The sequence below is a fragment of the Streptomyces sp. AC550_RSS872 genome, assembly GCF_019049285.1.
Lineage (GTDB): Bacteria > Actinomycetota > Actinomycetes > Streptomycetales > Streptomycetaceae > Streptomyces.
Map to the genome: position 1 here is coordinate 40,085 of NZ_JAGMUL010000145.1, position 18,334 is coordinate 58,418.

Annotated in this window: 11 protein-coding genes; 1 reads left to right on the top strand and 10 read right to left on the bottom strand. The window is 73.0% G+C overall.

The window, feature by feature from the left end; genetic code table 11:
- The 8 genes from KUM44_RS36855 to KUM44_RS36890 all read right to left on the bottom strand — a co-directional run bounded on the left by KUM44_RS36855 (position 1) and on the right by KUM44_RS36890 (position 13,743).
- Complete coding sequence (locus tag KUM44_RS36855; protein WP_217214123.1) at positions 1 to 2,625, bottom strand: AAA family ATPase; 2,625 nt, start codon at positions 2,623 to 2,625, stop codon at positions 1 to 3.
- Positions 2,622 to 3,980 (bottom strand): hypothetical protein, encoded by a 1,359-nt coding sequence (locus tag KUM44_RS36860; RefSeq protein WP_217214124.1) that lies wholly within the window; start codon positions 3,978 to 3,980, stop codon positions 2,622 to 2,624. The genes KUM44_RS36855 and KUM44_RS36860 overlap by 4 nt, the downstream gene beginning before the upstream one ends.
- A 2-nt stretch (positions 3,981 to 3,982) precedes the next feature.
- Entirely contained in the window at positions 3,983 to 4,684 is a 702-nt protein-coding gene (locus KUM44_RS36865) for a 4Fe-4S single cluster domain-containing protein (RefSeq protein WP_217214125.1), read from the bottom strand.
- Entirely contained in the window at positions 4,681 to 6,432 is a 1,752-nt protein-coding gene (locus tag KUM44_RS36870; RefSeq protein WP_217214126.1) for a VWA domain-containing protein, read from the bottom strand. The genes KUM44_RS36865 and KUM44_RS36870 overlap by 4 nt, the downstream gene beginning before the upstream one ends.
- A gap of 69 nt (positions 6,433 to 6,501) precedes the next feature.
- The gene (locus KUM44_RS36875) at positions 6,502 to 7,848 is read right to left on the bottom strand and encodes a hypothetical protein (RefSeq protein WP_217214127.1); all 1,347 of its coding nucleotides are present in this window, start codon (positions 7,846 to 7,848) and stop codon (positions 6,502 to 6,504) included.
- Between the two features lie 14 nt (positions 7,849 to 7,862).
- Positions 7,863 to 10,502 carry a hypothetical protein gene (locus KUM44_RS36880; RefSeq protein ID WP_217214128.1) on the bottom strand — a complete coding sequence of 880 codons (2,640 nt, stop codon included), beginning with the start codon at positions 10,500 to 10,502 and terminating at the stop codon, positions 7,863 to 7,865.
- Positions 10,499 to 11,740: a hypothetical protein gene (locus KUM44_RS36885; RefSeq protein WP_217214129.1), complete on the bottom strand. Its 1,242-nt coding sequence runs from the start codon at positions 11,738 to 11,740 to the stop codon at positions 10,499 to 10,501. The genes KUM44_RS36880 and KUM44_RS36885 overlap by 4 nt, the downstream gene beginning before the upstream one ends.
- A gap of 8 nt (positions 11,741 to 11,748) precedes the next feature.
- On the bottom strand, positions 11,749 to 13,743 hold the full coding sequence (locus KUM44_RS36890; RefSeq protein ID WP_217214130.1) for a hypothetical protein: 1,995 nt from the start codon (positions 13,741 to 13,743) through the stop codon (positions 11,749 to 11,751).
- 650 nt (positions 13,744 to 14,393) lie between these two features.
- Here KUM44_RS36890 and KUM44_RS36895 point away from each other — a divergent pair.
- On the top strand, positions 14,394 to 17,108 hold the full coding sequence (locus KUM44_RS36895; RefSeq protein WP_217214131.1) for a CHAT domain-containing protein: 2,715 nt from the start codon (positions 14,394 to 14,396) through the stop codon (positions 17,106 to 17,108).
- A gap of 44 nt (positions 17,109 to 17,152) precedes the next feature.
- On the opposite strand, the gene KUM44_RS36900 is transcribed toward KUM44_RS36895, so the two are convergent.
- Both KUM44_RS36900 and KUM44_RS36905 read right to left on the bottom strand, forming a co-directional pair.
- Complete coding sequence (locus KUM44_RS36900) at positions 17,153 to 17,980, bottom strand: hypothetical protein (protein WP_217214132.1); 828 nt, start codon at positions 17,978 to 17,980, stop codon at positions 17,153 to 17,155.
- Entirely contained in the window at positions 17,962 to 18,321 is a 360-nt protein-coding gene (locus tag KUM44_RS36905) for a hypothetical protein (protein ID WP_217214133.1), read from the bottom strand. The genes KUM44_RS36900 and KUM44_RS36905 overlap by 19 nt, the downstream gene beginning before the upstream one ends.
- Positions 18,322 to 18,334 lie beyond the last annotated feature (13 nt).

An 18,334-nucleotide genomic window follows, 5' to 3' on the forward strand; every position in this document is an offset into this window, starting at 1 on the left:
TCAGCGGCCAGGGGGCGGGACGTCGTCGGCGGTGAACGTGGAGTGGTCGGTGGCGTTGGGGTCGGTTCGGAGACGGCGGGCGAGTCGAGCCTCCATGGCGGGGAGGAGGCGGCGTACCTCGCGGGCGTTGCCGAACCCGTGGGGGTTGGCGCGACGTCGCTCGTCGAACCACGGCCCGGCCCGCTCGGCGGCCTGAGGTGTGAGGACGTAGTCCTGGGCCGCAGCCCTTCGGCGCAGAATCTCGACGAGCTCCTCGGTGGTGTACGGCCGAAACTCCACGCGGTGCGTGAAGCGGGAGGCCAGACCGCTGTTGCTGTCCAGGAAAGCGTCCATTTCGCGGGGATAACCCGCGGCGATCACGGAGAGCCGGTCGTTCCGGTTCTCCATCTCGCTGACCAGGGTGTCCACGGCCTCCTTGCCGAAGTCGGCGCCCTGGATGCCGGCACCGGCCGTCAGGCTGTATGCCTCGTCGATGAAGAGCACCCCGTCAAGGGCCTTGTACACGGCTTCGCGGACCCGGGGCGCGGTCTGGCCGACGTACTCGGCGACCAGGTCGGCACGTGTGGTCTCGACGAGATGGCCCGTGCGCAGTAGTCCGAGGGCGCGGAGCATCCTGCCGGTGGCCCGCGCCACGGTGGTCTTGCCGGTACCGGGCGGCCCGATGAACAGGAGATTCGGGGGATCGGGCAGACTCTGGCCGCGGGCTTGGCGGAGCCGGATGACCTCGGCAAGGTCGGTGAGCGTCTCACGCACCGAGTCGAGGCCGACCATGTCGTCCAGCTCGGACAGCAGGGTGTCGTTCTCGGGGGCGGGCGGGGACAGGAGGGCGCGGTATTTGTCCGGCAGGTCATCGACGGTGAGTGGTTGCTCGGTGTCGCCGTCGATCCGGTTGGCCCACTCGGCGAAGATCTTCGAGCCGAGGTCGCGCATGGTGCCGGCGTTGCCGAAGTCGGGGCGGCGTGTGACGTACAGCTCGGTGGCGACCTTTAGCAGCTGATCGGCCAACGGCTCGTCCCAGCGCAGGCCGCGTTTCGCCAAGGACTTCAGCAGGATGGCGTGCAGCACGTCCGGCGGGTAGTCGTGAAAGGGGATGCGCTCGCCGAACCGGCGGACGAGGCCGGGGTCGGTGGCCAGGAACTCGTCGATCCTGTCCGGGTATCCGGCCGCAATCACCACGAGCCGGTGGCGGTCGTTCTCCATTCGGGTCAGCAGGGCCCGGATGACCTCCGGGAGGAAGCTGGCGCCCTCGCCGCTCAGGCCGTGCACCTCGTCGAGGAACAGCACCCCGTCCAAGGCCTGATCCACCACTGAGTTGGCGTGTCCGGCGGTCTGTCCGACATAGCCGGCGGTCAGGTCCTCGAGCTTGGTCTCCACCACATGGCCACGGCTCAGCACACCCAGTTCCCGGTACATCTCGCCGACGAGCCGGGCCACCGTGGTCTTCCCGGTTCCGGGCGAACCGGCGAACAGCAGGTGGGGTGAGGCCGTTTCGGCGTCCGTGCCGCGCCCGTCATTACGCAGCAGCCGTTCGGCGTTGATCCGCTTGCGCAACCGTTCCAGATGGGTCTTCACCTCTTCCAGACCCTTCAGGTCGGCCAACTGCTCGTGGGCCGGGCGCGCGTGCCGGCCGCCGGGCGCCCCCGCCCCTGGACTGCCGGAGCGGGGCAGCCAGCCGCGCGCGGCCAGCTCCTTGCCGCTGAGCGGAGTGTCGCCGAGGGACAGCAGGTGACTGCGCCAGTTCTTCACGGTGAGCGGTTGGGCCGCCATCGCTCGGACCACGGTGTCCAGTTCGCGCCAGTCGCCGATGCGCAGGCCGTGGCGGAGTCGCAACCGCTGGACGAGGCGGTGCAGTTCGGCCTCGTCGGGATAGCCGACGCGGACGGAGGGCGTGGACCGCCGACGCAGCCGGTCGGTCAGGCCGGGGTAACCGTGCAGCGATTCGACGTACTCCACACAGGCGTCGAACGTCGGACGGGCGAAGACCAGGACGACCGGTTGGTCGTAGTCGCCGTGCCGGGCCCAGTCGCTGAAGAAGGTGTTGAGCGGGCGGGTGGCCTCGGTGTGCCGCAGGGTGCTCTCCGCCTCGGTGAACACCACGGCCGAACGGTCCGGAGGATTCGCCAGGTATCCGGCGAGGGTCATGACGGTGAACGGGTCGGAGAAGGCCCGCGGCGGCCCGGGCTCGGCGGGCGAGCCGGTCCGGTCCGCGGCCAAGGAGACGTTCCGTGTCTCGGCGGGCCCGGCGTTCCGTTCCTCCGCGGGCGGGCGGACCACCAGCCGGCCGAGTGGTCCGCGCAGTCTGGGATGGCGCATGAGCTCCGGCCCTGCGGAGCCCGCCGATTCCGTCGGCGTCCGCGGCGGCGCGTCGGCCTGGGCGCGGCCGGAGGGCCGGGACCGTGCCTCGGAGTCCGGGTCCAGGAAGTACAGGGGCCGGCGCTGGGAGCTGTAGGCCACGTACGCGCAGGAGTGGGCCCGCAGCAGGTGCCACAGCGCCGCGTCCAGGTTCCGTTCCCGGTAGTCGGTGCCGACGAAGGTGTCGTCCACGCCGGGCCCGAACACCACGGTGAACGGTTCGCCGACGCTCAGCCGCAGGTCGGCGAAGCGGGAGCCGAGCCGGCCGGTCATGAGGCGCCGCCGGCCCTCTTCCGGAACCGGTTCAGGTCGGTTTCACGCGGCTCCGGAACGCCGGGCTCGCTCTCCAGCGCCCCGGTCGGGTGCCCCTCCTCCCCGAGTGCCTGCCGTACCGCCTCGACCCGGCCCCGGAGTTCGTGTTCCGCGGTCGTGTCGTAGTCGTAGGAGAGGACGCGCAGGATCTGCCCGGTCTCACCGTCCGCGGCGGGCAGGACCTGCACCACGATCTTGTTGCCGGTCATGTGCTCGAGGACGGCGTGGTACGAGCGGCGCTCGTCCTCATCCTGGTACTCGCCGTCCACCAGCTCGTAGCCGCCGATCCGGGAAAGCGTCCCGGCCACCGAGTCGACGAGATTCACGCGGAGCTGTGAGGCGAGCAGCTGCATGCCGGCCCGGTCCACGACCTCGCCGAGCCGCTCCTCCAGGTCCGCCGCCTCGGCGAGCAGTTCGCGCTGTTCAGCGGCGGTCCTGGCATCGTCCCTGGCCCGGGAGAGCCGCTCGGCCACCTGCCCCCGCAGCTCTTCGAGCTCGCCCTCCGACCAGCGGTCCACGTCGAGTTCCACCCCGGGCAGCGGCCGGCCGTCGGGGCCCATGACCGGCCTGACCTCGTTCTGCGTGATCAGGGTCTCGACCAGGACCAGGGCGTCGGTGGCGGTGTCCTGGGCGAGCCGCCGCTCCAGCTCCCGGTGCTCGACGTCGAGACGCAGTTCGCTGAGGTCGAGGTAGGCGCTCTGCGACAGGGCGAGTGCGGCCTCGTACTGGCCGGCGTCGCTGTTGCGCCGCGCCGTGTCGAGGTCCAGGCGGAGTCGGTCGAGCCTGCCCGGGGCGTGCCGTTCGTGCGGCAGGGTGGTGGCGATGAGTTCGGCCATGGTGGCGCCGTCGGCGAGCCATTCCCGGGCTGCGGCCGCGGCACGTTCGCGGTTCCCGGCGATCTCGTCGACGCGTCCGGTCAGGTCGGCGATGTCGCGGCGACGCTGGTCGCGTTCGGCGGCGAGCTCGCGTTCCAGGGCCGCGCGCTGTTCCGCGAGCATGGAGCGGGTGTCGCGTTCGAGACGGTCCGCGGTGCCGCGCAGCTCCTGCTGTAGGCGCTCGGACTGCTCGCGCAGCCTGCGTCCGGTGTCCCGCTCCAGCCGCTGGGTGTGGGCCGCGAGGCCGGAGAGCGCCTGCTCGGTCCGGCGGGCCCGCTCCTCCAACTGGGCGCGCGTGCGGGCCTGGTCGGCCTCGGTCTGCCGCCGGACCTCCTCCAGCAGTCTGGGAACGTCGCGCCGGACCTGCTTGAGGTTCTGGGCCGCCCGCTGGGCCCGGTACCACTCGGTCTCGTCCACCAGGATGCGCTTCTTGCCGCTCATGCTCAGTCGTCCTTACCTGGTCGGTTGGCCGCGATCCGGGCCCGGGGATGCCGGGGCGTCGCGTCGGGGGTCTCGGGAAGGGGCAGTCGCGAACGGGCCTCCTCCACCGCGGAGTCGAAGGCGGCGAGCAGTCCCGGAGGGGGGACTCCGACCAGCAGGGCGGTGGTCCCGTCGACGGTGATCTCGGCGGTACGAGGCCGGCCCGTGAAGTCGTATCCACATCCCGCGAGCCGGGGCGTGAGGTGGTGGACGCGCTGGTTGCTGCTGCCCCGCAGCCCCTTGCCGTCGTCCAGGCCGGCGACGTACCGGCCGTCGATCAGCACATCCAGGAGGCCGAGCAGCTCGGTGACCCCGGGCTCGGGCGGGTGCGAGCGCAGCCGGTCCAGGCGGTGGCCGGTGAAACAGATCACCGAGAGGTCGCGCCGTACGCGGGCCGCGCGGACCAGCGCGGCGAGCCCGGCGGCCTGGGCCATCGGCTCGCCGCCGGAGAGCGTCAGGCCCGTCACACCGGGATCGGCGAGCAACTCCTCGGCCAGCTCGGCAGGATCCACGTGGCGGGCGGGGCGGTCCGGGATCCACTCCGGTGCCAGACAGCCCGCACAGTGGAACGGGCAGCCCTGCACCCACACCACCGACCGGCGTCCCGGCCCCAGGGCATGGGTGCCGACCCGGGTGGCGGCGACGTTGAGGGTGAGGCCGGTCACGGCAGGTCCCGTTCCGAGGGGGCGGGTCGGTCCGACCGCGCCGTCGGTGGTGGCGGGGCGCTGCGCCAGGGCCCGTCCTGGTCGGCAGGGAGCGAACCGGGCCGCGGGATCGGCAGGGGGGCGGGCACCCCGGCGACTCCCAGTGCCGGCGACTGCTGCCCGTCGAGGTCCTGCCGGTAGGCGAAGCCGATGCCGTTGATCATGACTTCCTCGCCCGGTCGGCAGACGGCGTCCGCGCTGCGTGCCGCAGTGCCGTCCGGGCTGTAGCGCAGGTGCAACGCGACCCCGCGCCGGCCGTCGGCCGCCCGGAAGCGTCGGCCGTACACACGGCCGCGGCCGCCGATCTGCGGCGGCACGAGCGCCAACTGCCGCCCGCGCAGGACGATGTGGTCCTGCGGGCCGTCGCCATGCGGGGGCGACAGGACCAGTACGCCGCTCAGGACCGCCCGGTTGCGCCGCAGCCACAGCAGCAGGGCCGCGAAGAGGGCCGCCGCCGGAACGCCGATCAGCAGGGGCAGGGTCAGCTGCGAGCCGACCTCGGCCCGTAGCCGCAGCCCCTTCGCCGGTCCGTCCACCGCCGCCGGCACCTCGAACTTCACGTCGTCGAGCGTGGCCGCCCAGGGCGTCGCGACCTTGCCGTGCACGGTGAGGCCGACCTCGTCCTCCCAGGTCCGCCGGACCGGCGGCCAGCCGGAGTCGGGCTCGCCGCGCACCTGGACGTCGAACTGCCGTGCCGCGCCCGGTTTCAGGGACACCTGGTCCGGCAGGCCGGTGACGGTGAGCGGCTGTCCGTTCACGGTCGCCCTGAGGCCGGTCACGGTCAGCGGCAGCCGTTGGGTCGTGGCGGTCAGCGTCAGCGTGGCCGCCGCACCGCCGCCGTCCAGGTCGAGGGCCTCGGCGGGCGACAACGTGGCCGTCACGCCCTTGCCCGCGTCCTGCGCGATCAGCCGCGCGGCCTTGCGCGCCCGGGCCCGTTCGGCGGCCCGTCCGAGGTACTCGGAGAGGCTCTGGACCGAATCCGGCCGCAGCTCACTGGTGTTCGGGACGATGCCGGCCAGCTGCGCGGTGCCGGACTCGTCGGTGGCGAGCGGCAGGGAGTAGGCGGCCAGTTCGTGCCCGTCGGCCAGCTTGTCGGCCCGGTCCCGCAGCGCGTTCCAGGCCGGCCCGTCGGGTTTGGGGTACTTGGAGCCCTTCGGCGGCTCGTGCTTGCCGTCCGTGAACATCACCACGGAGCCGACCTCGGCGGCGTCGGGCCGCTCCAGTTCGGTCAGACCGCGGTCCAGGGCCGCTCCGATGTCGGTCCGCACACCCGAGGGACCGGCTTGGGCGGGCAGCCTGCCGATGATGCCCTTCGGGTCGGACGGGTGGCCCAGATAGACCGTCTCGGCCTTGTCTCCGAAGGTGAACAGCGCGACGTAGTCCTGCGGCGAGAGACCCGTCAGGAACGGCAGCAGCGCCGACCGGACCGACGAGTACCGTCCCTTGTTCAGCATCGAACCCGAGACATCCACCAGGACGACGTAGTCGGCGGGGACCTGGTCAAGGCCGAGCTCGGAGTAGATCTCGGAGCGGCTGGGCGCCGATCCGGCCCGGGTCGGATCGGCTGCCGGACCGGCTACGGCGGGAGTCGTCCCGGACGCCGCGGCGGCCAGGGCCGTGAGCACCAGGGCGGCGAGCCCGGCGACGGCACGGTGGACGGCACGGGCGCGCGTTCCTCCCGGCCTCGGGCGTGGCGACGGCTTGTTCATCGGATGAGAGCTCCTCGGACACGGCGGGCGGTGCGGACGGGGGCGGTGGGGACGGGGAGGTGGGACGGATCAGTTTTCGGGCGGGACGGGCAGCGGGCCGAGCGGAAGGCGGGTCTCGGCGTCCGGGCCCTGCGCGACCGGGCGCAGCACAAGGTCCGCCGCCCCGTCCGCGCCGACGCGGACACCGACCCGGCAGAGCCCGTCCGGTGTGCCGGTGGGCAGCGCGACGTCCGGCAGTGGGACCGGGCGGCCGCCGGGGCCGACGGCCTCGATCCGCAGCGGACGCCGGGCCGCCGCCTCGGGCAGCACCTCGGCCGGCCGGCCGTCCCGCGCGGCGAACACGGTGGCGCCGCCCGGCTCCAGGACCCCGGGGGCGGCCAGTTCGAGCACCTCGGTGTGCAGTCGGCCGGCCCTGCGGGTGTGGGTACTGACGCGGACGGCGTACGGGTAGCGGTCGCAGGGGTCGGCGAGGCCCGCCGCCACCAGGGCGCCGCCGGCTGCCGCGGCGTACCCGGCGTCCACGTCCGCGGGCAGCGAAACCAGCCGGTGGCTCTCGCCCAACCGCCGGGTGAGCGGCTCCAGCCGGGCCAGGCCTCCGGCGAGCAGCAGGGGCGGTTGTTCCGTGGCGCCGGGCGGCGCGGCGACCTCGGCCAAGGCCCGCCGTACGGCGTCGATCAGCGGCGGGAGGGACGTCCGTACGGTCCCCGCGGTGATGTCCCTCTCGCCCAGGCGGTAGACCAGGGTGTCGTCGAAGGGGACGGGGCGGCTCATGGCCCGGCCGACGGCGAGCCCCAGTCGGCGGCCGTCGGGGTCGCCGTTGCGCACGGCGGCGAGCAGGCGATGCCCTTCCTCGTCGTCGGGCAGGCCGGCGGCGGCGAGGAGTACCGCGTCAAGTTCCCTTCCCAGAAGGCCACTTGGGCCCGTCTCCTCGGCGGTGGCGCGAAGAAGGACCGAAGGGCCGCTCAGTGTGCAGCGTGCGGCGTCGACGAAGCGGGCCCCGACGTCGCACACGAGGTACTCCCCCGTGTCGGCCGCCTCGCCCGTGGTGTGCCGGACCAGGGCGAGCAGGGCGTGCGCGGTGCCGATCGCCCGCACCCGTGGGCAGCCCACCTCGGCGAGGGCGTCCGTCGCGGGGCCTGACAGCGCACGCGCGAAGCGGCGGGGCAGGACGACCACAGCCCCGGCGGGCGGACCGTATCGGGCGAGGTAGACGCCGTACGCCTCGCGCAGCGCGGCGACGAGCCGGTCGCGTTCGGCGGCGGGCCGGTCACGTACGGCTGCGGAGAGCGGCAGTCCCTCGCCCGGCACGTCACCGGGCAGCGGTACCGGAAGCGGCGGCCCGGCGCCGCGCCGCGCGGTGGCGAGCCGGGCGTACCGGGTGCCGATGTCGAGGGCGAGGGTGTGCGGTGGGTTCATGGGCGGTCGTCACCTCAGCCCTTCCGCCACGGGAGCCAGGACTTGCTGCCCCGGTCGGGATCGGTGTCGGTGCCGGGTACCGGGCCCCTCGGTGCGTCGTACGGCAGGCCTGCCGAGGACTTCGGCTTCTGGCGCATGAGTTTGATCGCGCGCTCGACGCCGGCCTTCAGCTCCTCGTGGCACTCCAGTGCCCGATGCCGGACCAGGTCACCGAACCGCAGCTGGGAGATGGAGTAGTAGAGCAGGTCGCCGAGCGCCTGCTGGCCGGAGCTCCGGTTGAGGTGCCCGGCCAGTCGATGGACCGCGTCACCCCGTCCGGCGTGATCCTGGAGCCAGGGTTTGATCGCCTCGAGCACGGCAAAGGGGTACTCGATCGTCTGCGCGCGCCTGGCGTACCGGGAGTGGGGGCTCGCCCGCACGATGGCGTCGCCCAGCTGCTCGGGGGCTGCCGTACGGGTGGCGACGAGCCGGCGGATCTCGGCGGTGTAGGCCAGCCACTGGAGGTCGGGGCGACCCCTCAGGCGGTGCTCCCACGGCGCGGGCATGCCGTGGGTGATCCAGTCCCCGGCGTGTGTCAGCAGCTCGGCGATACGGTTGAGCAGGGGACCTTCGAGGCTGTCCAGACCGCCTGCGACCGGATCGTCCTGAGGGTGGGTCAGCTCCCACAGGACCGGATACGGGACCTGGTCGAGCCGGTTGCCGACCAGCGCCGCGGCCACCGTCTCCTGCCCTTGGCCCGGCAGCCCCAGTCGCCGCAGCAGACGCCTGAGGACGCCGGCGTACTCGGCAGCCGACTTGCCGTCGTCCGCGAGGAGTCGGGAACGTGGCAAGTCCCACCCGAGCAGGGGGAGCTGGATCAGATCGGCCCAGGCGGCGTGCTTCCCCGCAAGGCCGGGATGCCTCGGTACGAGCATGTCGATCCGGTGGAGCAGGAAGCCCCGGTCCTCGTCGGTGCCGCTCTGCCCCGCCGCGACGTCGTACAGCTCTGGTTCCAGCCATGCGAGCACGTCCGGATTGTGGGCGTGACAGGCGAGGTGCAGGCCGGTGCGCCAGGCGGTCGCGGAGACTGCGGCGAACGCCTCGATGCTCTCCTCGTCGCGCGGGGCGGCCGGCAGTTCGCGGTGGATCAGGGCGACGCCGCGCAGCCAGTGCGGCGCGTTCGGCTCGCTCACCGCGGCGGGCCGGCGCAGCAGTCCCAGGACCAACCGGTCGTCCAGGGTGCCCCGCTCGGCGTTGACGTCGAGCCAGGCCAGCGCCAGTTCCGGGCGGCGGACGAGGACGGCGTGCACGGCGGCGGCGCTGTTCGCGTCCAGGTCCTGCTGGATGGCTTGCAGCAGCGTGCTCCGCGACCGCAGACCGTCCGGCGTTCCGCCCGCCCCGCCCCCGTCGAGATAGCCGGTCAGGACCACGGTGTGGGCCTGCCGGTCCCATGACTCCGCGGCGGCCGCCAGGTCGAGGATGCCACGCACCCGCTGCGGGGTCTGGCTCTCGGCGGGCCACGAGTTGAGCTCGTCCGCGAGGGCCGCACCGACCCGGGGGGACCAGTGCTCCAGGAGCAGGCTCCGGGCCTGCTCGCGCTCTGCCTCGGAGCGGGCGCCGGGCAGGGTGCGGCACGCCAGATGACGCGCGATCTTCGCGCCCTCCGGCTCGATCAGGCTCTCCAGCGGGGACTGGCTCAGCAGCCTGGCCACGTTGCGCAACTGGCTCGTGCCCTGGTCGATGTCGCCCACCACCATCGCCTGGAGGTCGAGGTCCCGCAGATGGTGCAGCGCCTGTTCGGCGTCGTGCGGGGTGAGCGGGGCCCGATGGGACAGCAGGTGGGACAGCACCGCCTCGATGCCCTTCTTCTGCCGCAGCCGCAGCAGCTCCGCCAGATAGGCGCGGCCGTGACCCGTGCCGGGCTCCTGCGGCGGCTGTCCGGCCAGTACGGCATGGCACTGGCTTCCCCTCGGCCGCAGTGCGAAGGTCAGCCGCAGCTCGTGGTCGGCGCCGTGACCGGCCCAGGTTGCGGCGGACAACCAGGCACGGCTGCCGTACGGCAGCAGGGCACAGATCCCGTCGAGCACGGCGACCCGGGTGACGGCGTTCAGACCGGCGTGCTCCGGGGACAGCGTGATGACCACGTGCCGCCCTTCGAGGAGCAGCGCGGCGGACCGCGCGGCCCACTCGAACCCGATGTCGTGCTCGATGTACCGGGCCAGCTTCGCGACCGTGGTGGGTGCCGTGGCGAGGACGATGTACGGCGGGTGCGGGGTGCCCGGGTCCGTGGTCGGCCACTCGGTGTCCAGGGCGGCGGCGTAGAGCGAGGACCAGGTCAGCCCGGCGTCGCTGGTCGGATGCCAGTCGACCATTAGCAGCCGGGCCGAGTAGCTGTTCCGGCCGGTGGCGTCCCGCCCGCCCGACCAGGTGGTCTCCACCAGGCCGGTCACGGGCCGGCCGGCCTCGGTGCCGCCGAGGAACGCCACCCAGGGCAGCGCTTCGGAGGCATGGGCGCGGTCGGCGCGCGGCGTCTCCGTGGACGCGGCCCAGAAGTACTTCTGGGCGATGCGGGGTTCCACACTGCCCGCCTGCACGTCGTAGGCCACCTGCCCCGGTGCCTTGCCCTGGAGGGACCAGGCGGCCTGCACCGAGGCCCCGGCCGGCGGTTCGGTCACTTCCGCCTCCACCACTGCTTGCCATCGCGTGGCTGCCGTTCGGCCGTGCCCCGCATACCTCCCTCAAGGGTCATCAGCGGCTCGATGACGTTGATCGGCGTCGGCGGAGAACCGCAGATCCGCTGGCCGTCCGGCTCCACGTTGACGTAACTGCGGTAGTCGAACTGGTTGTTGGCGTTCAGCCGGAAGCCGATGGCGGAGCTGGCGTGGTAGGACATCCGGTCGGGGTGGAAGAAGTTGCCGAGGGCGTCCCGGACCAGGCGGGCGCTGCCGCCGCGGAAGCTGTTGCAGACCCAGTCGAAGAAGCCCTGCGCCTGGTCGTCGGGGACCCGCGGGATGGCGCCGACCTGCTCCTGGGTGACCCAGCGGGCCCGCAGTGCGGGCTCGAAGACGTCCGGGTGGTCGAACTTGGTGATGCACACCGCGATGTGGTGCGGCAGCCGGCCGTTGCCGAGGAGGCGGCCCTCGTCGCGCACCCGGGCCGCCATCTGACTGGCCATCCCGTAGAAGTAGTTGATGCTCGCGGTCTGCTGGTTGGCGTCCAGGAGGGGGTCGAACAGGTAGACAAGGCCGCCGCAGCTCGTCAGATGGGTCACGGCCTGCTCGTGCAGATCCTCGGCGACCTGGTTGGACCTGGGGTTGAACGCCTCGCCGGGGAGGTCGAGCACCTCCAGCGCGAACGACATCTGCCGGCGGGTGCCACGGCCCCGGGCACCCAGTGTCTCGCCGTTGAAGGACCATCTGAGGTCGCGCTGCGCCCGGGTCGCCTGGGGGAACCGCTGCTCCGACACGAGCTGATCCACACTGTCGTGCAGGAACTCCGTGGAGGAGGGGTCCATCCCCGAGACCACCCAGTTCACCCCCCGCCGACGGTGCTGCATCGCGGCGATGGGTACGGCGCCCAGGAACGTCGTCTTCCCGGAACCGGAGGCTCCCCACACGCCGATCCTGACACCGACGGGAGCGGGTCCGTGCAGCTGGGGTATGGCCTGCGGTGGCTGGATCCGGTCGGCCACGGTATGGCTGTCGAGGGCGGCGGGCTGGTGCGGCTGGTGTTCTGGGCGAGGGGGCGGGACGGAGGCCGCCGCGGGGGCGTCGGGCCTGCCGTTGAGGGCGAGCGACTGCCAGTCGCGTTCCGTGTTGGCGTGCCCGTTGCGGGAGTGCCCCCGATCCGGGGAGCCTGCCTCGTCCCCGTCGTCCTCGGAGTCCGGGCCAGGTCGGTACTGCGGTGTCGTCATGGACTGGGTCAGCTCCTAGCTGGGTCGGATGGCCATGGGGGGAGGAGCGGTGCGGCGAACGCGAGCGGGCTGCCGTCGGTGTCGCGGGTCTGCTCGGCGGCGAGGGAAAGCGCCACCTGCTCCGGTGAGTCGCTGCCGGGCCGGAAGTGGAGGCCGTCCGTGACCGCCAGCTCCTGCCAGGCCCGGGAGAGGTAGTGGCGCAGCCGGCCCCCGCTGGGTACGCCGGGAGTGGTGGGCGCGGCGAAAGGCTCGGCGCGGACGCCCACGCGCACGCCCCGGTGGCGCAGGGTCCACAGCTGCTCCTGCCAGTCCACGGCGCCCGGGCAGCCGGGGACCAGGCCGACCTGCTTGGGCAGCGCCGGCGGCCGTCCCCCGATCACCAGGAGCGCCCGGTCGACCGACGTGGGGGGCTGCCCGTCGGTCATTCTGGCGGCGGCCCTGAGCGCGTCCTCCAGCGAGGAGGTGAGGGTGTCCCGGGGCAGTAACTCCAGGGGCAGCTCCCGCAGTTGCCGCAGCGCCCGGCCGGGTGGCCCGGGCTGCACGGACCGGATGAACTTCCGGTCGGGCTGGTCCTTGTTGCGGGGGTCGTGGTCGTAGTAGCCGATCACGGCGACCCGTAGGCCACCGCCCGCGCCGGCATAACGCTCCGCGGCGTGGATCAGGTCCCCCGTGAAGCCGACGCGCTCGGCGACCTCGGCCCGGTCGGTGCCGGACATCTCGACCGCGCAGATGAGCTCCAGCGGTCCGGGCAGCCAAAGGCGCTGCGGCACGCGGTGGATCACGGCGTGCGGGCTCGGCGGGTGCCCGTCCGGCGCCTCGGCCAGGACGCGGCCGTCTTCTGTGCGTACCTCGATCTCGCCCGGCCCGTGCAGGACGAAGGTGAGGCGGGCGGAGCCGAGTACGGGCAGTTCGGCGCCGGGCATGCGGATGAGCGGGGGGCGGCGGTCTTCCGGGCGGTAGTGACCGGCGAGCAGCGGCAGTACGACCGGCAGGGTCCCGGACGGCGCGGCGGGGCCGCCCGCCATGGCCCGCCGGGGCAGCACCGGCGGGCCGCCGTACACGGTGACCGAGGCCGTCCGGGTCTCACCGGGCGCGAGCCGGAGACCGGCCTCGAACAGGACGTGGTGGTGGAGTTCCACCTGAACGTGGTTGTCCACGCGGATTCCCGCCCGCGCCAGGAGCAGGGTGTGCGGTTGGCGCAGTGGCGCGCCGCGCAGCAGTCGGCGGACCCGGGCCGTGGTTGCGGACGCCGTGCCCGAACCGGGTGCGGCCTGCGGGGTGCTTTCGGCGCTCACCGCGCAGGACTCGCGCAGCACGGCGGCAGCCCGGTCGAGGAGGGTCCAGCCGGGTTCGCCGCGCAGCAGCACCACCGCGGGGGGACGGGGGCCCGACCCCGCGCGGGCAGGGGGCACGACAGTGTGCAGCCAGTCGCGCACGGCCTGGTCGAAGCGCAGGCGGTCCACCGGCTCGACGGTGCCCACGCCTCCGCCGAGCTGGAAGCGGCGCAGGGCGCCCGCGGGGGCAAGCCCGGGGACGACGTCGGTCCAGGCCGCCTCGGCGTGCGAGCGCGTGTGCGGCAGGCCGGCGGCGTCGGCGCCCGCCCGTACCACCGATGCCCCGTGGGTGCCGAACTCGACGAACAGCACCTCGGGCACCTCACCGGTGGTGAGCCGGTGCAACAGGTCGGCCGGAGCATACGGTTCGGCGGCCGCCTCGGGGGCGGGGGGCGGCACGGGGCCGGGGCGGTCGGCGGGGTGCGGGATGCCGGAGGGCGCCGGGCGAAGCAGCCCGGTGATCTCACCCCGCTCGGCCGGATCGCTCAGCGTGCGCCGGGCCGCGTCGACGTCCCAGGCGTGCGCGGCGGCGGCCAGCTCGGCCGCCGCGGACCGGTGGTCCTCCTCGGTCGCGGCCCCCAGGACCGGATCCCCGTTGAGCAGAAATCCGCAGGCCCGGCACCGTGGTTCGCCCCGCCCCGGGTGGAGGCAGACCGGACAGGGCACCACCGGGCCAGACCGCTTCTCGTCAGCTCCGGAAGAGAGCAGCACGTTCGAGGCGCCCTCTCAGAGCGGCCTGGAACAATATCCGCACCCGGCACCATCCTTGATGGATGTCACATCTGCCCCCTTGCCCCCGCTTCGCCGCGGCTTCCCCTCGCAGTGGCACAGAGCGGTGCCGACGCGAAGCCGGAAGCCCGGTCCGAGATGATCCCGCAGAGCTGTCCAGCCACACCGGGCTCTGTGATCAACTCCCGTACGTCCAGCCTGACTTCTTCGGTTCCCTCCACCGGACGGCCCATTGTCGCGAGAGCGTTCCCACGCCGCAACCGTTCCTCTGCCTACAGGCATCTCGTGAGCGCACTTGGGGGCGCATTGGTGCGCGCCCTCTTACGCGATGAGCCCCCTCGCGCCGTGTCGCACGACCCGCTGACCTCCCGTGCGAGACCGGCGATGAGCCCGACAGCCGCCCCGCTGCACCGTGGCCCCCGTCCACCGCCCCGCACACCGTCGCCGTCGTGGCCGACCACCACGGTGGCCGGCTCTCCATCACCCTGCCGCAGGCCTCGTCGCCACCGGGTGAAGTCGTGAGACCGTCTTCGGGCAGTGCGTGTTGTGCGGATTGTCTTGGCCGAACGACGGTACGGGGAGACGAGGGAATGGCCATATCGAAGGACGACGTCGATGGACTTGTCGCGGCGGCACGGAAGTTGAGGGACGAGGGTTCGCCGGAGGACTGTGCGGCCGTGGCCGAGGCCTGCAACCACGCCATGGACGCCGGAGCTCCGCTGAGCATCACGCAGCCGACCGTGGACCTTCTGGCCGCCTGCCGTGCCCGGATTCCCCAGGACGACAGGTGGCAGGCCGATCTGCTCGGACTCGAGTCCGTGGCCTGGCATCACCGGTACCGCCGCACCGGGGCGGACGAGGATCTGCGCCGGGCGACCGTGGCGATCGACAAGGCCTGCACCCTCACCGGCCCCGGCCATCGCTCCCACCATCGGCTCCGGGCCCAACAGGCGCTCATCCACTCGTTGCGGCCGGGTTCGGACGCGGTTCCCATCGACGTGCTGAGGGAGGCGGTGGAGGCCGGCGACCCCAATCCGCACAACCACGCGGTCAACATGCTCAACCTCGCGGGCCAGTTGAATCTGCGTTACCTCGCCACACGGGATTTCTCCGCCCTGGACGAAGCCATCGGCCTTGCCGAGCGGGCCCTGGCGCTCGACACCCGCACGGACGACGACGACTACTCATGGCGTCTGCTGTGGGCCGGACAGCTCTACGTCCAGAAGGGACACGACACCAGGAATCCTCCGGTACTCAAGAAGGGGGTGGACCTGCTCCAGAAGGCCGTCACACAGCTGCCGCCCGGTCATTCCTTCCTGCCCGGCCTGCTCAACCAGCTCGGAGGCGCCATGCACGCGCACTCCAGGCTGAGCGGTCCGGGAGACGCCGCACGCAGCGAACTCACCGTGGCCGTCCACATGATGCGGGCCGCGCTGCGCGAGACCGACCCGACGGTGCCGGACTACCCCACGTTCGCCTCCAATCTGGCCATGGCCCTGGGGGGCCTCTCGAAGGAGACCGGAGATCTCTCCCTGCTGGACGAGGCGATCGACGCGGCCGAGAAGGGAAGGCGGGCAGCCGCCGCCAGCCCCACGGCCCGGGACGCGGAGACCCTCACCCCGGTGGTGGGGCTCCTGCGCAGCATGCGGGACCAGGACGACCCCGCGGCGATCCATGCGCTCTCCACGACCTTCGACGGATCCCACCGGCTCGACGCGGTCATGGCCGGACAGCTCGGCGCGGGCCTCGCTGCCCGGGCCGGCGACTGGAGGACCGCCGTCCGGCTGACCCTGCGCGCGGTGGAGATCCTTCCGCACGCCGCCTCGGAGGCGTTGAGCGTGGAGGACCGCGAGAAGGGTCTGGCCAAGATGGCCACCAGTCTGGCCCGTGACGCCTGCGCCCTCGTACTCCGGACGGGCGGTTCGGCGGACCAGGCGCTGCACGTCCTGGAGACGGCCCGGGCGACGCTGGTCGGCCAGGCTCTCACCCGTCGCAGTGATGCCGACCTCGATCCGGTTCGTGAGCTCGCTCCGCACCTGGCGGAGCGCATGCGGGACATCCGGGCGGACCTGGCGCGGGTGGAGGACGCACCCTACGGCCCGGCCGCCGACCGCCGTCACCGGCTGACCAACGCCCTCCACGAGGTGACACGGCAGATCCGTGCCGTTCCCGGTCTGGAGGACTACCTCCGCGCACCCGGCACGGACATGCTGCGCCGGCGGGCAGGGACAGTCCCGGTGGTCACCCTCAACGTGAGCGAATACCGGTGCGACGCGCTCGTGCTGCGGGCCGGCGAGGAGACCGGTGCCGTCGCGCTGCCCGATCTCGCCCTGCACGACGTGACAGAGAACGTCCGGCGGTTCACCACCGCGACGGCCGAGCTGACCCGGTGGCCCGCGCCGGGGCCCGCCGCGGCGAAGAAGCACCAGCAGGTGGTGCGGGAGGTTCTCGCGTGGCTCTGGGAGTCGGTCACGGAACCCGTGCTCCGCGCGCTGGGCATCACGTCCGCTCCGCGGGACGGCCATCCCCCGTCCCGCCTGCGCTGGTCGGCGACCGGCCCGCTGACGCTGCTTCCCCTGCACGCTGCCGGGCTGCCCGACGTACCCGGCGCGTGCGTGGCGGACCGTGTCGTCTCGTCGTACACGCCGACTCTGAGGCTGCTCGGCGACGCTGCTTCCCCGGCCGCGGGGACGAGTCGCCGTGCGGGGCACCTGGTCGTTCCGGTGCCCCACTCCTCGCTCATGCCGCACCGGCCGTTGGAAGGAGCCGGGAGGGAGGCGGCGCACGTGGTCTCCACCGTCCCAGGGGCTCTGCCGCTGCCGGAGGAGGCGGTGTCGGCGCTTGCCGTGCGGGCCGGTCTGCGGGGTGCCCGCAGCGTCCACTTCGCCTGTCACGGGCAGAGCAACGCGCAGCACCCGTCACGCAGCCAGCTGGTCCTGCGGGACGAGACCCTCACCGTCGCCGACCTGATGACGGAGCGACTGGACGGCCTTGAGCTGGCCGTTCTCTCGGCCTGTAGCACGGCACACGCCGGTGAACAACTGCCCGACGAGGTCCTCCACCTGACCTCCGCCTTCCGTGCCGCGGGGGCCCGCCATGTGGTGGGCACCCTGTGGGAGACCGGCGACCGGTCCGCGGCGGAGTTCACCGAGGCCTTCTACGCCACTCTCGGCGCACTGCCGTACGACGGCCCACCGGAGACCGTGGACGACAGGGTGGCCACCGCCGTGCACAGGGCGGCGCAGCAGGTCCGCGCGCAGCAGCCGTCCCCGCGAGCCTGGGCACCTTTCGTCCATGTGGGCTGAACTGTCACGGGCCGTTGCCCCCGTGCGACATCAGGGGCGCCGTGTCACGGGCCACCGGATGCGGTGCCACGCCGGCGGACCGGCGGACCGGACGGAGCCCGCCAGCGCTGCGGCGCGCGAGGAGCGGGAGGGGCAGTGGCGGCGAGCCGCTTGTGGAGCACGGGGGCCAGCTGAAGCCCCACCTCGGCAGGGGAGGCGGCCGACGGAGGCGTGACACCCAGCGAGCGCGCCACGGGACGCAGGCCGACGTCGACGGCGCTCTCCACCAGTGCGGCCAGCTCCACCGTGTGCTGCCGGGCGAGCACCCATCCGGTGCACAGCACGACCGCACCGATCACCGCGGCCGGCCACCACCAGTAGCCCAGCACCAGGTAGCCCAGCCCCCAGGCACCCACGATGGTGGCGGACTCGACCGCGGTGATCACGGCCCGCAGTTCCTTCCGCACGTGCGGAGCCAGGACGAGCCAGAGCCGGGGCCAGAGCATCTCCAGGTCGATCTGGTAGTAGCCCGACACCCGCTGCTCGACGTCCCGCATGTGCCGTCCCAGGGACCCCGGCCACCGGGCGAACCACAGGAGCATCACCACCCGTCCGGTCATCCTCGCCGTCAGTCCGGCCAGTGCCGCCAGCACGATCAGCCCGGCCGCGATCGCCCCCAGGGTGCCGGGGCGGGTGTCCTGCGCGCCCTCGTACCAGCCGGAGACGGTGTCGGCCAGGTGATTCCGGTCCGTGGCATGGCTCTGGCCCAGAGCGGAGGCCACCCAAGCGGTGGTGACGAACAGGCAGCCGGGGAGGGTGAGCAGGGAGAGCCAGCGCTCGACGACTTTGCCGCCGAGCCCGGCGAGGAACCCCGTCACGACGGCGATGTCCACTTCTCGGGCATCACAGCCCCCTGGATCGAGCAGCGCCGTTGCTCCTCAGGCGCGTCCGCGTCTGCGTCGCGCGAGCAGATCCCGTTCGGACAGACGGCCCGGAGGACCGCGCCCATGCCGCCCCGCAGTCCGGGGATCATGACGTAGCCCCCGCCGCGGGAGGTCTCCACCTCCTGGCCCATGGACCGCAGGACGGCACCAAGCCGGTCCGTACAGTCCTCACCCCGGGCCGCGGCAGCCACGCACGCCTCGAGTTCGGTCCGCTGGGCCTCCGTCTCCGCAACGTCTCGCAGCTCGTCCAGATAGGTGCAGCACCACGCGATGAGGTCGGATCCGGCCACTTGTGTTTCTCTC

Bases quoted from the DNA above. Each gene is read 5' to 3' on its own strand.
- KUM44_RS36855 (WP_217214123.1), bottom strand. From the start codon at position 2,625: ATGACCGGCCGGCTCGGCTCCCGCTTCGCCGACCTGCGGCTGAGCGTC.
- KUM44_RS36885 (WP_217214129.1), bottom strand. From the start codon at position 11,740: ATGACGACACCGCAGTACCGACCTGGCCCGGACTCCGAGGACGACGGG.
- KUM44_RS36860 (WP_217214124.1), bottom strand. From the start codon at position 3,980: ATGAGCGGCAAGAAGCGCATCCTGGTGGACGAGACCGAGTGGTACCGG.
- KUM44_RS36870 (WP_217214126.1), bottom strand. From the start codon at position 6,432: ATGAACAAGCCGTCGCCACGCCCGAGGCCGGGAGGAACGCGCGCCCGT.
- KUM44_RS36895 (WP_217214131.1), top strand. From the start codon at position 14,394: ATGGCCATATCGAAGGACGACGTCGATGGACTTGTCGCGGCGGCACGG.
- KUM44_RS36875 (WP_217214127.1), bottom strand. From the start codon at position 7,848: ATGAACCCACCGCACACCCTCGCCCTCGACATCGGCACCCGGTACGCC.